Origin of the sequence: Mycolicibacter heraklionensis, from assembly GCF_001021505.1 — a bacterium.
GTDB lineage: Bacteria > Actinomycetota > Actinomycetes > Mycobacteriales > Mycobacteriaceae > Mycobacterium > Mycobacterium heraklionense.
Genome location: NZ_LDPO01000001.1, coordinates 240,979 through 255,580, shown reverse-complemented (window position 1 = coordinate 255,580; position 14,602 = coordinate 240,979). Strand labels below are relative to the sequence as shown.

The following is a 14,602-nucleotide window of genomic DNA, read 5'->3' as shown; positions in this document are numbered from 1 at the left end:
ACGCCATTTCCCCTCGATGAACGACCTGCGGCGGCTACTGTTTGCCGGCATGCGGAGACAGATCGTGCTGACAGTCGGCATCGCTGCCGCGCTTGCGCTCGCTCCAGTGGCCGGCGCCGTAGCCACGTCGCAGCAGCAGGAGCCGCAGTGCGATTCCAACTACGCGGGCGCCTGTGTGCCGATCGCGCGTGACGTCGACTGTCAGGGGAAGGGTGGCAACGGTCCGGCGTATGTCCAAGGCCCCGTCTCGGTCGTCGGCAACGACATCTACCAACTTGATCGAGACGGCGATGGTGTGGCGTGCGAATCCTAGGTTCGCGGGCCCCCGTCGGCCCCGGCGGACCGCCTGACCGGCGCCTTTGTCTGGCCTATACCCGCCCACCGGAGAATTTGCAAGGGCGCTGCGACGAGAAGCGCCGAATTTCCTGGTGGGAGTTCTTAAATTCTTATTCAATGTTAATCGCGACGCGGATCACAAGTTGTCCAATAACGGTAAAAAACCTGTTCAGGCCGTATCGACGGGGTTGCTGAAGCGTTCGGATCTTGCGGTTTCGCCCGCCCCAGCGTGGGGCAGTTGGGATTAGCCTGCGACCTCGATCACAATAATTACGACATTTTCCTGTTACTTCGAATTCACCGCTAGGATCGACCAGACGCCCCGCCTCGGCATCCCCGGTCTCGACCGGGCCGCGCTGCGGTAGCCACGGGGAGCGTGGGCAGTGACGAGACGAAACGAAACGATGCGAACAGTGGTCGATAGGAGCGATGTGGACGACGTGCCGGCTTATAGATTGGCCAACTCTGCAGCCCGCGTCGCCAACACCGTGACACTGGATCGCGGCCCGATCGGCGGCATCGCGGTCACCGCGGACGGCCGACGACTGCTGGCCACCAACTACGGCGACGACACGGTCTCGATCATCGACACCGCCAGCTGCAAGATCGTGAACACCGTGTTCCAGGCCGACGAGCCCTTCTCGATCGCCGCCGGCCCCGCCGGCACCGGCTGGGCCTACGTCACCGCGGGTTCGACCGCACTGGACGCCGTGCTGGCGATCGACGTCGACACCGCCGAGATCGCCGGGTGCTACCCGGTGGCCATGGACATCGGTGACCTGGTCGCCGACCCGGCCAGCAGCCGCGTGTACCTCACCCGTACCGGCTCGGCCGGCGTCGACGTGGTCGTGCTCGACGCGGCCATGCGTCTCGCCGGGTCCGTCACGGTCTCCGGTGACCCCGCGGCGGCGGCAGCCGGCCTGCGGATCAGCGCGGACGGCCGGCGTCTCTACGCGGCGGTCCGCCAGCCCTCCGGCGACACGGTCACGGTGCTGGACCGCGACCTGAACGTCGTCGACACCATCAAGATCGGCGCGAGCATCATCGATGTCGCGGTCAGCCCGGAAGGCGCTCGGCTGTACGTGGCGACATCCGGTCCCGACGGCCGCAGCCGGGTCCACGTCGTCGACGCCCGCACCCACGCGGTCAGCGCCGGTCGCGCCCTTGAGGCCCAGCTGATCCAGCTGATCGCCGGGCGCGACGGCCAGCGGATTTACCTGGTGACCGAGGGCGCCGTTCTGGTGCTGTGTGCGCGCACCAGCGAGACCCTCGGCACGCTGACCGGCATCACCGAGCCTTCCTGCGCCGCCGAGAGCCCGGACGGCAGTCGGCTCTACATCGCCGGACTCGACGGCAAGGTGACCATCGCGTCGCTGGCCGACCTGCCGGCGCCGTCAGCGTCGCTGCACGAGCAGCTGGAGCTCGACGACGCGGTCACCCGAATGCTGCAACTCGAACCCGCGTTGTAACCCACGCCGCATTCCAGGTGCCGGCGTGATCGAATAGGTCGATGCAGAGCACCATGCAGCACTGGCCGCTGACGGTCGGCGCCATCCTGAACCACGTGACGACTGTCCACGGTTCTCGCACTGTCACCACCGTGGCCGACGACGGGTATCGGAGCACCACCTACCGGGAGCTGGGTAAGCAGGCGGCCCGGCTGGCGAATGCCCTGCGGCGCCTGGGCATCACCGGCGACGAGCGGGTGGCCACCTTCATGTGGAACAACACCGAACACCTGGCCGCCTACCTGGCGGTGCCGGCGATGGGCGCGGTGCTGCACACGCTCAACATCCGCCTGTTCGCCGAGCAGATCGTCTTCGTCGCCAACGAGGCCGAGGACCGGGTGGTCCTGGTCGACGCGTCATTGGTGCCGCTGCTGGCGCCGGTACTGGCGCAACTGGAGACCGTGCACACCGTGATCGTCGTGGGCGACGGCGACACCGCCACGTTGGAGGCCTCCGGCAAGACCGTGCTGGGCTACGCCGACCTGTTGGCCGCCGAGGCGTGCGAGTTCGACTGGCCGGTCATCGACGAGAATTCGGCGGCCGCCATGTGCTACACCAGCGGCACCACCGGCAACCCCAAGGGCGTGGTGTACAGCCACCGGTCCAGCTACTTGCACGCCATGGCCGGATGCACCACCAACGGCACCGCGATCGGCGCGATCGACTGCGTGCTGCCGATCGTGCCGATGTTCCACGCCAACGCCTGGGGACTGCCGTATTCGGCGCTGATGGCCGGCGCGGACCTGGCGTTGCCCGACCGGCATTTGGACGCCAAGTCGTTGGTCGCCCTGATCGAGACCCAGCGGCCCACGGTGGCCGGCGCGGTGCCGACGATCTGGAACGACGTCCTGCACTATCTGGAGCGCGAACCCGGCCATGACATTTCGTCGTTGCGGATGGTGGCCTGCGGCGGCTCGGCGGTTCCGGTGTCGCTGATGCAGGCGTTCGAGCAGCGCCACGGTGTGCAGGTGCGACAGCTGTGGGGCATGACCGAGACCTCGCCGATGGCCACCATGGCCTGGCCGCCGCCGGGCACCCCACCCGAGCAGCACTGGGCGCTACGCGGCACCCAGGGGCGGCCGGTATGCGGTGTCGAGACCCGAATCGTCGACGACGAGGACCGGGTGCTGCCCAACGACGGCGAGGCGGTCGGCGAGCTGGAAGTGCGGGGCGCATGGATCACCGGCGCCTACTTCCGCGGCCAGGATGAGTCCAAGTTCGCTTCGGGCTGGCTGCGCACCGGCGACGTGGGCCGCATCGACGAGCAGGGCTTCATCACGCTGACCGATCGGGCGAAAGACGTGATCAAGTCCGGCGGGGAGTGGATCTCCTCGGTGGAACTGGAGAATGAGCTGATCGCCCACCCCGACGTCGTCGAAGCCGCGGTGGTCGGGGTGCCCGACGAGCGTTGGCAGGAACGGCCGCTGGCCGTGGTGGTGGCCCGGGCTGGTGCCTCGGTCACCGGCTCCGAACTGCGAGCGTTCTTGTCCGACAAGGTCGCCCGCTGGTGGCTGCCGGAGCGCTGGACCTTCATCGAGGCGATCCCGCGCACCAGCGTTGGCAAATACGACAAGAAGACCATCCGGGCCCGGTATTCCGAGGATCAATACCAAGTGAGCGAGGTGCGTGACTGATGAGCCTGCGTGTCATCCAATGGGCAACCGGAGGAGTCGGCGTCGCCGCGATCAAGGGCGTGCTTGAGCATCCCGATTTGGAGCTGGTCGGTTGTTGGGTGCACTCGAAGTCCAAGAGCGGCAAGGACGTCGGGGAGATCATCGGCACTGAACCGGTGGGTGTGACGGCCACCGACAGCGTGGACGAGATCCTGGCGCTGGATGCCGACGCGGTGATCTACGCGCCGCTGCTGCCCAACCCCGACGAGGTTGCGGCGCTGCTGCGTTCCGGCAAGAACGTTCTCACCCCGGTCGGCTGGTTCTACCCGTCCGAGAAGGAGGTGGGACCGTTGGCGGCTGCGGCGCGCGAAGGTGGCGTGACCCTGCACGGTGCCGGTATCGGCCCGGGCGCGGCCTTCGAGCTGTTCCCGCTGCTGCTGTCGGTGATGTCCACCGGCGTGACATTCATTCGCGGCGAAGAGTATTCGGACCTGCGCACCTACGACGCGCCGGATGTGCTGCGCCACGTGATGGGATTCGGCGGCACCCCGGATCAGGCCCTGAGCGGCCCGATGCAGAAGCTGCTCGACGGCGGGTTCCGTCAATCGGTTCGACTGTGCGTGGACCGGCTGGGCTTCGCCGCCGACGAGCACATCCGCTCATCGCAGGAAGTGGCGGTGGCCACCGCGCCCATCGACTCTCCGATCGGTTCCATCGAACCCGGTCAGGTGGCCGGTCGCCGGTTCCACTGGGAGGCGACCGTCGGCGACGAGGTGGTGGCACGGGTCACGGTCAACTGGATGATGGGTGAAGAAAACCTTGACCCCCCATGGACTTTCGGTCCGGCAGGGGAGCGTTACGAGATGGAGGTGCGGGGCAATCCCGACACGTTCGTCACCGTCAAGGGCTGGCAGCCCGAAACCGTCGAAGCCGGGCTGATCAGCAATCCCGGTGTCGTGGCGACCGCGGCGCACTGCGTCAACGCCATCCCGGCGACCTGTGCGGCCCCGGCCGGGTTCGCCGGGTTCTTCGACCTGCCGCTGATCACCGGTCGGGCCGCTCCGCACCTGGCGCGCTGAGCGCTACCCTCGGCTCATGGCCCTGGTTGTCGAACAGTCCCGGACGGTGTCCGCCACCGTCGCGGACGCGTTCGCCGGAACGCTGCCGCTACCCCTGCCGGAGCTTTTCCGCCGCTGGTACGGGCCGATTCCGCCGATCAAAGAGATCCGGGACCAGACCGGCGACTGGGCGAGCGCCGGGCAGACCCGCACCGTCGTGCTGACCGGCGGCGGCAGCATGCGGGAGGAGTTGACCGAGGTCGATCCGCCGCTGTCGTTCGGATACCGGCTTACCGACATCACCGGCCCGCTGGCCGTACTGGTGGCCCACGTCGAGGGTCGTTGGCAGTTCGCACCCGTCGGTTCCGGTACCACGATCACCTGGAGCTGGGTGATCCACCCGCGGTCAAAGGTGGCCGCGCCGCTGCTGCCGGTGCTGGGCCGGCTGTGGAAGGGCTACGCCCGTCAGGCGTTGGCGCGACTGTCCGCCCTGTTGGCGGGCTGACCTCGCCGATGTGCCGACTTTTCGGGCTGCACGCCGGGACCGACGTCGTCACCGCCACGTTCTGGCTGCTCGACGCTCCGGACAACCTCGCCGAGCAGAGCCGGCGCAACCCGGACGGCACCGGCATCGGCGTCTTCGACACCAACGGACTGCCGCAGCTGCACAAAGAGCCGATCGCGGCGTGGCAGGACGCCGAATTCTCCACTGAGGCACACGAGCTGACCGGCACCACCTTCGTCGCGCATGTGCGCTACGCAACCACCGGTGTGCGGGACGTCGCCAACACCCACCCGTTCCTGCAGGACGGCCGCATCTTCGCGCACAACGGCGTGCTGCATGGCCTCGACGCCGTCGAGGAACGACTCCGCGAACTCGGAACCGCGGACCTTGTTGCGGGACAGACCGATTCGGAACGGGTCTTTGCACTGATCACCGGTTGTGTCCGTGCGCATGACGGCGACGTCGGCGCCGGGCTGCGCGACGCGGTCGGCTGGCTGGCGTCCAACGTGCCGATCTACGCGCTCAATATCCTGCTGAGCACCGCCACCGACATGTGGGCGCTGCGCTACCCCGACACCCACGAGCTGTACCTGCTGGACCGCCGCGACGGAGCCGCGCCGGCGGGACTGGACCTGCAGACCCCGCGGATCCGGGCGCACTCCGAGCAGTTGCGGGGCCGTCCGGCGGTGGTGTTCGCCACCGAACCGATGGACGCCGATTCGCGCTGGCGGTTGATCGACCCGGGGGAACTGGTTCACGTCGACGCCGAGCTGACCATCACCGGCGAGTTGGCTTTCCCCGATTCTCCTGCCCGGCAACTGCGCCGGGACGATCTGACCGCCGCTGCCCAGGAGGCTCAACACCCCTGGAAAGGAATGACATGACAGTCAAACGCGCCCTGGTGCTCGGCGGTGGCGGGGTAGCCGGCATCGCCTGGGAGACCGGTGTGCTGTGCGGCATCGCCGACGAGTCGCCCGACACCGCGCGGGAACTGCTCGAATCCGCGGTGCTGGTGGGGACATCGGCCGGGTCGGCGGTGGCCGCCCAGATCGGCAGCGGGCTGGGGCTGGCGGAGTTGTTCGCCCGGCAGGTGGCCGAGACCTCGTCGGAGATCGATCCCGGTGTCGGTGCCGATGCGTTGACCGACCTGTTCATGGCGGCGATCACCGAGCCCGACACCACCACCGCGCAGAAGCTGCAAGGTATCGGCGCGGTTGCCCTGGCGGCGCAGACGGTTGCCGCACCGGTGCGGCGGGGCATCATCGCCGCCCGTCTGCCCTCACACGACTGGCCGGATCGCACGCTGCGGATCACCGCGATCGACATCGACACCGGGGAGCTGACGGTCTTCGACCGCGACTCCGGGGTGGAGCTCATCGACGCCGTCGCGGCCAGTTGCGCGGTACCCGGTGCGTGGCCTCCGGTGGTGATCGGCACCCACCGCTACATGGATGGCGGCGTGCGCAGCACGATCAACCTCGATGTCGCCGCCGATTGCGACGAGGCCGTGCTGCTGGTGCCCACCGGTGGCGGCGTCGACGGGGAGATCGCGGCGTTCGACGGTCGAGTGTGCGCGGTCCTGGCCGACGATGACGCGCTACGTGCCTTCGGCGGCAATCCGCTCGACCCGGCGTGCCGGTTGCCGGCGGCGCAGGCCGGACGCGAACAGGGCCGACGGCAGGCCGGCGCCATCGCCGAGTTCGTGGCCGAAGGCTAGAGCGCTAAAGCGATTTCGCCGCGTCGAGGGCGCGGGCGGCGAGTTCCCGGCCCACGTCGACCAACTCGGCGGCGCGGTGGAAGTCCAGGCTGCGGCAGGCGACGCGAGGCACTTCGATGAGCAGATCGGGCGGGTGCGACGCCAGCTGATGGCGGGCCAGCGCCGCCTGGGCAATGTCGATGGTCCGGTTCATCACCTCGAAACTGCCGAGTTTGGGCACCTCGGGCGCGAAGTCCTCGTCCTCGCCGGGCCCATGCGGCGGTCCCAGCTTCGCCTCTCCTGCGTCGAGACTCGCTGAACCGCCGGGTTCGGACTCCCCACCGCTGAACCGGTCCAGGATCGCTCGGGCCGTCGGCCGGTCCAGCAGGGATCGCGCCCCGCTGGTGTCCAGCAGCGCAGACGTACTGCGCCACATGCGATTCAATCGACCGGCCGGCGCGCCCCGCTCGGAGTCTTCGGCCGCCGGGCCGGCGGCCGTGGGGTCGCCGCCGTTGAGGCTTACTGCCAGCGTCAGGTCGGCGTTGACGGAGCTCAACGGGGCCATCGGCAGCGGGTCGAGGATGCCGCCGTCGGCGAGCAGGCGTCCGTCGACCACATGCGGTGCGATCACCCCGGGGATGGCGATCGAGGCGCGGATGGCGGTATCGACCGGGCCGCGCTGCAACCACACCGACCGGCCCGCGATCAGATCGGTCGCCACCGCGGTATAGGGAATCGGCAGCTCTTCAATATCGATATCGCCCAAGATGTCGCGGACGACATCGAGAATCTTCTCCGCCCGCAGCACGCCCGCCGCGGTGAACGACGGATCCAGCAGGCGCAGTACCGCGCCCTGGGTCAGCGACTTGGCCCACTCGGCGAAGTCGTCGAGCCGACCGGCAGCCTGCAGCCCGCCCACCAGTGCACCCATCGACGATCCGGAGATCCCGACGATGTCGTAGCCGCGGTCGCGAAGCTCGGCGATCACCCCGATGTGGGCGTAGCCGCGCGCGCCGCCACTGCCCAGCACCAGGGCCACCCGGGGTGCCCGGGCCGCGCGGGGTTCCGCAGCAGAGGTCATGTCCACCATTTTGCGGGCAATGCCGCGCCGGTTCTTTCCGTCATTGCGATTACAACCGTAGTACCGTCGGGAACGAGCAGGTCAAAGTGGGTATTGCCGCGCCGGGACGCCGGAATTCCCGCTCCGGCGAGTGACCGGCCGGCGCGTCGGGCGTCGCACCCGCATAGCATGGCCGTTGTGATGGAGCACGTCGGATTCCAGGGTTGTTGTTGCCGCAGCTGAACGCTGCCGCCGACCCCTTTCCTGAATCCACCCCATCCGCTCTGGAGTTTTCAACATGGTTATCGCTGATCCCATCGCGCTGCGGCGCCCGGCCGCCCGGCCACGCTCGCTGCGCCTGCCCGACCTCTTACAGACCACCGACCTGGCCGCCGACGCGGTGCTGCAAGGCCGCTACAACCACTTGCTGCCCGCATCGGGGCTTCCCGAGGACCAGCGCTGGTTCGCCCGAATCCACGGCGACGAGCGGCTCGACATCTGGCTGATCAGCTGGGTGCCGGGGCATGCCACCGAACTGCACGACCACGGCGACTCGCTCGGCGCGCTGACGGTGCTGTCCGGCTCGCTGGATGAATTCCATTGGGATGGTCGCCAGTTGGCGCAACGACGGCTCGACGCCGGAGACCAGGCCGCGTTCACCCGGGGCTGGGTGCATGATGTCGTCTGGGCGCCCCCGACCACTGGGTCTGAGCCGGTCCAGCTGCCGACCCCCACGCTGAGCGTGCATGCCTACTCGCCGCCACTGGCGGAAATGTCCTACTACGACGTCGCGCAGGACCATACTTTGCGTAGGCAGCGCACCGAACTCACCCAACATCCGGAGGCGTCATGACCACAACCCACGTCACCAGCCGCATCGACCATATGCTCGAATCGGCTCGGGCCAAGCTGCGCCGGCTGACCGCTGATGAGGTCCCTGAGGCACTGCGCGATGGCGCATACCTGGTCGACATCCGGCCCGCGGCCCAACGCGCGGCGGAGGGCGAGGTGCCCGGCGCGCTGGTGATCGAACGCAACGTGCTGGAGTGGCGCTGCGACCCGACCAGCGATGCCCGGCTGCCACAGGCGGTCGACGACGACGTGCAGTGGATCATTCTGTGCTCGCAGGGCTACACCTCGAGCCTGGCCGCGGCCGCGTTGCAGGACTTGGGGCTGCACCGCGCCACCGACGTCATCGGCGGCTATCAGGCCCTGGCCGCCGTCGGGGAGCTGGTGGAGCCGGCCCCGCTTGCCGCACTAAGCGTTGGAGTGCAGCAGGGGGCGGAGTCGTTCAGTTTTCTCCGGGGTCCACGCCGCTGGATGTAGGATCGCCGCCCACGCATTGGCGGCATCGGCGACGTAGCTGTGGCCGTGGCCGTCGGGCACGTCGACCGCCACCGCCATGTCGGCGGAGACCTGCAGGAACGTCACAATCGGGGTCCAGTGCACCTGCGGCAGCACGTCGTAGCCGCGTGGCTCTCTCAACCAGTCCGGCTTGTGGTACAGCAATGACGGATGCCACCAGGCGATCGGGTCGGAGGCGTGCTGTAGATACACCACTCGCGGTGTATCCGGTGCACCCCAAGGGCCTTCGGGGCGCGCCAGGTCAGCCGAGCGAGCGACGAACCGCACCGCGTGGCCGTCGTGGTAGATCGGCAGCCATTGCGGGGAACCGGGATCGCGGTTGATGGTCAGGTCGGTCCAGATGGTGTTCTGAAACGTCGGCCCGGAGAACAACGCACCGTCGGTACGCGCCAGCACGTTGTTAAGGCTCATGAAGGAGGCTTCGCCACCGAACGAGCCGAGACTTTCGCCGAACACCACCAGTTTGGGGCGCTTGGACTCTGGCAGGGCCCGCACCTGTTTGTCGACGGCTTCGAACAGGGCCTGGCCGGCCTGGCGAGCGTTCTCCTTGTCGACCAGGAACGACAACCAGCTGGGCAGGAACGAATACTGCATGCTCACGATCGCGGTGTCGCCGTTGAACATGTACTCCAGGGCCGAGGCCTCCGCCTCGTTGATCCAGCCGGTGCCGGTCGTGGTGGCCACCGCCACCACCGCGCGGCTCAGTCCGCCGGTACGGGCCAATTCGGCCGCGGCCAGCTCAGCGGTCGCCTTGATCCCGTCGGCGGAATTCAGGCCGGCGTAGGCGCGGATTGGCTCGGTGGCCGGTGTGCCGTTGAATGCGCTGAGTTGCTCGACGGTCGGTCCACCGGCGATGAAGATGCGCCCCTGATGGCCCAGCGACGCCCAGGAGGCCAGCGACTCCGGCCCGCCGGAGCGCAGCCGGGTCGACGGGGCGGCCCGGTCGGGGCTGGTCTCCTCGTTGACCGCGGCGAAGGTGCTGTTCATGACGTGCATCGCGGTCTTGAGCACCACGCCGTTGAGCACCGCCACAAACAGGGCCACCAGCAACGCCACCGCGACCACCGCCGAAACCCGCGGCGGGGCAACCCTTTCGAGCTGGCGCATCAGAAAGTTGATCAGCATCCTGATCAGTTGGCCGACCTCGACCAGGACGAACAGTGTGACCACCGCTATCGCACCGGCTTGGGGGTAGTTGTACCAAGTCAGCCGCGGCACACCCATCAAGTCGCGCATCTGGTCCTGCCAGCCGTGGATCGTCCACACCACCCAGAGATGGATGATCACCGCGGCGGGAATGAGCACTCGCCAGGCCCACGGCGGGGCCGGCGGGCTGGTGTCCTTGGAGCGCATGTAGCGCACCAGCCAGACGCTGAACACCCCCAGGGCATAGCCGATGGCGCCCGAGCCGCCGCTGACCAAACCCTGGAACAGCGGTCCGCGCGGCAGCAGCGACGGCGTCAGCGACAGCCACAGGAACACCAGGCCCACCGCGGTGCCGGTGAACGTGTAGTGCCGGACCCACCACGGTGGGCGCGCGGTCGGTTCCACGGTCGCTTCCGCGGTGGCGGTGTCGGTGGCTGTCGCGCTCATCGGGATCTACTCAGCGGCGGGTCTACTCAGCGGTGGGTGAAATTCGGTGCGCGCTTCTCGGTGAAGGCGGTCATGCCTTCGGTTTGGTCTTCGGTGGCGAACGCCGAGTGGAACAGCCGGCGCTCGTAGAGCAGGCCTTCGGCCAGGGTGGATTCGAAGGCCCGGTTGACCGCTTCCTTGGCCATCCGGGCGGCCGACAGGCTCATCCCGGCGATGGTGGCGGCGACCTTGCCGGCCTCGGCGAGCAGGTCGTCGGCCGGCACCACGCGCGACACCAGGCCGGACCGCTCGGCTTCGGCGGCGTCGATGGTGCGGCCGGTCAGGATCAGGTCCATCGCCTTGGCCTTGCCGATGGCCCGGGTCAGGCGCTGGGAGCCGCCCATGCCGGGCAACACGCCCAGCTTGATCTCGGGCTGGCCGAACTTGGCGGTGTCGGCGGCGATCAGCAGGTCGCACATCATCGCCAGTTCGCAGCCGCCGCCCAGGGCGTGCCCGGCCACCGCGGCGATGGTCGGGGTGCGCACCGCGGCCAGTTTGGACCAGGCCGCGAAGAAGTCGGCGGCGAACACGTCGGCGAAACTCTTCTCGGCCATCTCCTTGATGTCCGCGCCGGCGGCGAACGCTTTGGCGTTGCCGGTGATGATGATCGCCCCGATGCCGGGGTCGGCGTCAAATTCAGCTGCGGCGGTGGTGACTTCGTTCATCACCTGGCTGTTGAGGGCGTTGAGCGCTTGCGGCCGGTTCAGGGTGATGGTGCCGACGCGGCCGTCGCGGGTGACGAGGATGGTTTCGTAACTCATGGTGTCTCCTTAGAAGGTCAGGTCGGGTTCGGCGGGAACGAAGTACGACTCGATGTCGGCGGCGGTCACCTCGGCCAGCGTGGCCGGCGACCACTGCGGGTTGCGGTCCTTGTCGACCAACTGGGCGCGGATGCCCTCCACCAGGTCATGCGAGCGCAGCGACGCGCACGACACCCGGAATTCCTGCACCAGGACGTCTTGCAGGGTGGCGAGCTGGCCGGCCCGACGTACCGCCTCCAACGTCACCGCGCACGCGATCGGGGAGCGGGTGCCGATCAGTTCGGCGGCGGCGTTGGCGTCGGGGCTGGCGTGGCCGGCCAGCGCGTCCACGATCTCGGCGACGGTGCCGTGTGAGTAGCACTCGTCGATCCAGTCACGGTGTGCGGCAAGCTGACTCGGCGGCGGCTCGATCGCGTGTGCCGCCAGGGCGCGGTCCACGCCGTCGGCGATGATCGCCGCGGTGAAGGCCTCCAACGCCGTGTGCGGCACGTAGTGGTCGGCGAAACCCAGCGCAATGGCATCCGGACCGGAGAACGGTGCGCCGGTCAGTGCCGCGTGCAGGCCGAGCCGGCCGGGGGCGCGGGAGAGCAGGTAGGTGCCGCCGACATCGGGGATGAACCCGATACCGACCTCGGGCATGGCCATCTTGGTGGTGTCGGTGACTACCCGGGTGTTGGCGTGCGCCCCGACTCCGACGCCGCCGCCCATCACGATGCCGTCCATCAACGACACGTACGGCTTGCCGAATCCGCCGATCTGCGCATTCAGCAGGTACTCGTCGTACCAGAACCGGCGTGCTTCGGCGCCGTCGGCTTTGGCGCTGTGATAGATCGCGACCACGTCGCCGCCGGCGCACAGACCGCGCTCGCCGGCCCCGGCGAGCACCACCGCCGTCACCGCCGGGTCGTCGGCCCAGGCAGAAAGTGCCGCGGTCATCGCGGTCACCATCGGAAGGTTCAGCGAGTTGATCGCCTTCGGACGGTTGAGTGTCAGCAGACCGACACCGTTGTCAACGTGGGCCAGGACGTCGGGATTCAGGACGTCGGGATTCCGGGCACCGTCAGATTCGCCTGTCACGCCTTCGCAATGTAGATCCTTACCCGCCGTCAACGTTCCGCGGGTAAGGTTTGGCAGCAGAGCGGCCGCTAGTCCGTTGGGAACTTCGACGGGTCGTGGACCGTTGAGCAAGTGTTCGCACAACTTCGTGTCCGAGCACGAGACAGCATTAAGAAAGGATCGGGACGGTGCGGGAGACCAGCAACCCGGTATTTCGTTCGTTGCCCAAACAGGGCGGCTACGCGCAGTTCGGAACCGGCGTCGCCGGTGCGACTCAGCAGGTGGGACAGACCTACCAGGCCGACCCGTCGCTACAGCAGTACCAGCGGGAGGTCACTCGCCCGCTGACCATCGATGACGTCGTCACCAAGACCGGCATCACGCTGGGGGTGCTCAGCGTCGCAGCGATCGTTTCTTTCTTCCTGGTCGCGGGCAATCAGGCGCTGGCCGGGCCGCTGACCTTCGTCGGCGCATTCGGCGGACTGGCCCTGGTTCTGGTGGCCACGTTCACTCGCAAGCAGGACAGCAAGGCCCTGGTGCTCAGCTACGCGGTGCTGGAGGGCATGTTCCTCGGCGCCATCTCCTTCGTGCTGACCGCGGTCACGGTCGGCACCAGCAACGCCGGCTCGATGATCGGCCAGGCCGTGATGGGCACCCTCGGTGTGTTCGGCGGCATGCTCGTCGTCTACAAGACCGGCGCCATCCGGGTCACCCCGAAGTTCACCCGGATGCTCGTCGCCGGCATGTTCGGTGTGCTGGCCCTGATGATCGGCAACCTGGTGCTGTCGCTGTTCGGCGTCGGCGGTGGCGAAGGCCTGGGCCTGCGCAGCGGTGGGACGCTGTCGATCATCTTCTCGCTGGTGTGCATCGGTATCGCCGCGTTCAGCTTCCTGATCGACTTCGACGCAGCCGACCAGCTGATCCGCGCCGGCGCGCCGGAGAAGGCCGCCTGGGGTATCGCACTGGGCCTGACCGTGACCCTGGTCTGGCTGTACCTGGAGATCCTGCGGCTGCTCAGCTACTTCCAGAGCGAGTGACCCGCTAGCTTTTCCCCGTTGACTCTGCGCTGACCAGGCAGGCTACTCGCACTTTCGCCTGGTACGCGCAGAGTCAACTGCTATCTGGGGTGCTGTCGGAGACCGCTGGCAGCATGCCGGCATGGAAGGTGAACCATTCCTCGGTAGCGAGGCATTGGCGGCCGGTGCGGTCACCTGGCACGAGCTGGACAAATACCACACGGCGATCATGCCGAACGTCTACCTGGACAGACGCGTCAAGCCGACGTTGCGGCACCGCACTGAGGGCGCCTGGCTGTGGGCGCATCGCCAAGCAGTCGTCAGCGGTCTTGCCGCCTCGGCCCTGCATGGGGCGAACTGGGTCGACGACGACGTGATCGTCGAACTGATCTGGCGCAACGCGCGAGCCCCGCACGGCGTCAAGACCCGTGCGGACCTGATCCTGGACGGCGAATCCCAGCGTCTTGGCGGCGTCGTCGCCACCACTCCCGAGCGCACCGCCTTCGACCTGGGCCGACGCGGCCCGTTGCGTCAGGCGGTCGCCAGACTGGACGCGCTGGCCAACGCCACGCATTTCAAGATCGACGATGTGGCGCAGCTGGCGGCGCGGCATCGTCATACCCGCGGGCTGCGTCAACTCGAAGCCGCGCTGTACCTCGTCGATGCCGGCGCGCAGTCACCGAAGGAGACCTGGTTGCGGCTGCTGCTCGGTGACGCCGGCTTTCCCAGGCCGCAGACCCAGATCCCCGTACTCGGCGAGGACGGCTACCCCAAGTACTTCCTCGACATGGGGTGGGAGGACATCATGCTCACGGTCGAGTACGACGGCGATCAACATCGCACCGATCGGCTGCAGTACGTCAAAGATGTGGAGAGGCTGGAGTACATCCAGAGCGTCGGCTGGACGCACATCAAGGTGCTTGCCGAACACCGGGGCTACGACGTCGTTCGACGCGTCCGCCAGTCATGGGGCGCCCTAAAACGCCGTTGACTCTG

At 68.0% G+C, this 14,602-nt stretch carries 15 protein-coding genes; 11 read left to right on the top strand and 4 right to left on the bottom strand.

The window, feature by feature from the left end; genetic code table 11:
* The first annotated feature begins 49 nt into the window (after nt 1-49).
* From ABW16_RS01190 to ABW16_RS01160, 7 genes are all read left to right on the top strand, one after another.
* Nucleotides 50-313, top strand: a complete 264-nt coding sequence (locus ABW16_RS01190; RefSeq protein ID WP_047317670.1) for an excalibur calcium-binding domain-containing protein — start codon at nt 50-52, stop codon at nt 311-313.
* A gap of 478 nt (nt 314-791) precedes the next feature.
* Nucleotides 792-1,805, top strand: a complete 1,014-nt coding sequence (locus ABW16_RS01185; protein WP_233424658.1) for a YncE family protein — start codon at nt 792-794, stop codon at nt 1,803-1,805.
* 41 nt (nt 1,806-1,846) lie between these two features.
* On the top strand, nt 1,847-3,478 hold the full coding sequence (locus tag ABW16_RS01180) for a long-chain fatty acid--CoA ligase (protein WP_047317280.1): 1,632 nt from the start codon (nt 1,847-1,849) through the stop codon (nt 3,476-3,478).
* Nucleotides 3,478-4,536: an NAD(P)H-dependent amine dehydrogenase family protein gene (locus ABW16_RS01175; RefSeq protein ID WP_047317279.1), complete on the top strand. Its 1,059-nt coding sequence runs from the start codon at nt 3,478-3,480 to the stop codon at nt 4,534-4,536. Before ABW16_RS01180 ends, ABW16_RS01175 begins: the two co-directional genes overlap by 1 nt.
* A gap of 16 nt (nt 4,537-4,552) precedes the next feature.
* Entirely contained in the window at nt 4,553-5,020 is a 468-nt protein-coding gene (locus ABW16_RS01170; protein WP_047317278.1) for an SRPBCC family protein, read from the top strand.
* An 8-nt stretch (nt 5,021-5,028) separates the two neighbouring features.
* Nucleotides 5,029-5,904 carry a class II glutamine amidotransferase gene (locus tag ABW16_RS01165; RefSeq protein WP_047317277.1) on the top strand — a complete coding sequence of 292 codons (876 nt, stop codon included), beginning with the start codon at nt 5,029-5,031 and terminating at the stop codon, nt 5,902-5,904.
* Nucleotides 5,901-6,737: a patatin-like phospholipase family protein gene (locus ABW16_RS01160; RefSeq protein ID WP_047317276.1), complete on the top strand. Its 837-nt coding sequence runs from the start codon at nt 5,901-5,903 to the stop codon at nt 6,735-6,737. Before ABW16_RS01165 ends, ABW16_RS01160 begins: the two co-directional genes overlap by 4 nt.
* 4 nt (nt 6,738-6,741) lie before the next feature.
* Here the strand turns inward: ABW16_RS01160 and ABW16_RS01155 are convergent, their stop codons facing one another.
* Nucleotides 6,742-7,797, bottom strand: a complete 1,056-nt coding sequence (locus tag ABW16_RS01155; protein WP_047317669.1) for a patatin-like phospholipase family protein — start codon at nt 7,795-7,797, stop codon at nt 6,742-6,744.
* Between the two features lie 277 nt (nt 7,798-8,074).
* On the opposite strand from ABW16_RS01155, the gene ABW16_RS01150 reads away from it, so the two are divergent.
* Nucleotides 8,075-8,629: a cysteine dioxygenase gene (locus tag ABW16_RS01150; protein ID WP_047317275.1), complete on the top strand. Its 555-nt coding sequence runs from the start codon at nt 8,075-8,077 to the stop codon at nt 8,627-8,629.
* Nucleotides 8,626-9,102 carry a rhodanese-like domain-containing protein gene (locus ABW16_RS01145; RefSeq protein WP_047317274.1) on the top strand — a complete coding sequence of 159 codons (477 nt, stop codon included), beginning with the start codon at nt 8,626-8,628 and terminating at the stop codon, nt 9,100-9,102. Before ABW16_RS01150 ends, ABW16_RS01145 begins: the two co-directional genes overlap by 4 nt.
* Here the strand turns inward: ABW16_RS01145 and ABW16_RS01140 are convergent.
* From ABW16_RS01140 to ABW16_RS01130, 3 genes are read right to left on the bottom strand one after another with little or no spacing between them, the layout of a single operon-like run.
* Complete coding sequence (locus ABW16_RS01140; protein ID WP_082133896.1) at nt 9,034-10,734, bottom strand: alpha/beta hydrolase; 1,701 nt, start codon at nt 10,732-10,734, stop codon at nt 9,034-9,036. The two genes, ABW16_RS01145 and ABW16_RS01140, sit on opposite strands and share 69 nt — an antisense overlap.
* Before the next feature lie 26 nt (nt 10,735-10,760).
* The gene (locus ABW16_RS01135) at nt 10,761-11,534 is read right to left on the bottom strand and encodes an enoyl-CoA hydratase (RefSeq protein WP_047317273.1); all 774 of its coding nucleotides are present in this window, start codon (nt 11,532-11,534) and stop codon (nt 10,761-10,763) included.
* A 9-nt stretch (nt 11,535-11,543) separates the two neighbouring features.
* On the bottom strand, nt 11,544-12,611 hold the full coding sequence (locus ABW16_RS01130; protein WP_233424657.1) for an enoyl-CoA hydratase/isomerase family protein: 1,068 nt from the start codon (nt 12,609-12,611) through the stop codon (nt 11,544-11,546).
* Between the two features lie 167 nt (nt 12,612-12,778).
* Between ABW16_RS01130 and ABW16_RS01125 the strand changes: the two genes are divergently transcribed.
* Both ABW16_RS01125 and ABW16_RS01120 read left to right on the top strand, forming a co-directional pair.
* Nucleotides 12,779-13,627, top strand: coding sequence for a Bax inhibitor-1/YccA family protein (locus ABW16_RS01125; protein WP_047317272.1), 849 nt, complete (start codon nt 12,779-12,781; stop codon nt 13,625-13,627).
* 121 nt (nt 13,628-13,748) lie between these two features.
* On the top strand, nt 13,749-14,597 hold the full coding sequence (locus ABW16_RS01120) for a hypothetical protein (protein WP_047317271.1): 849 nt from the start codon (nt 13,749-13,751) through the stop codon (nt 14,595-14,597).
* The last annotated feature ends 5 nt before the right edge of the window (nt 14,598-14,602 follow it).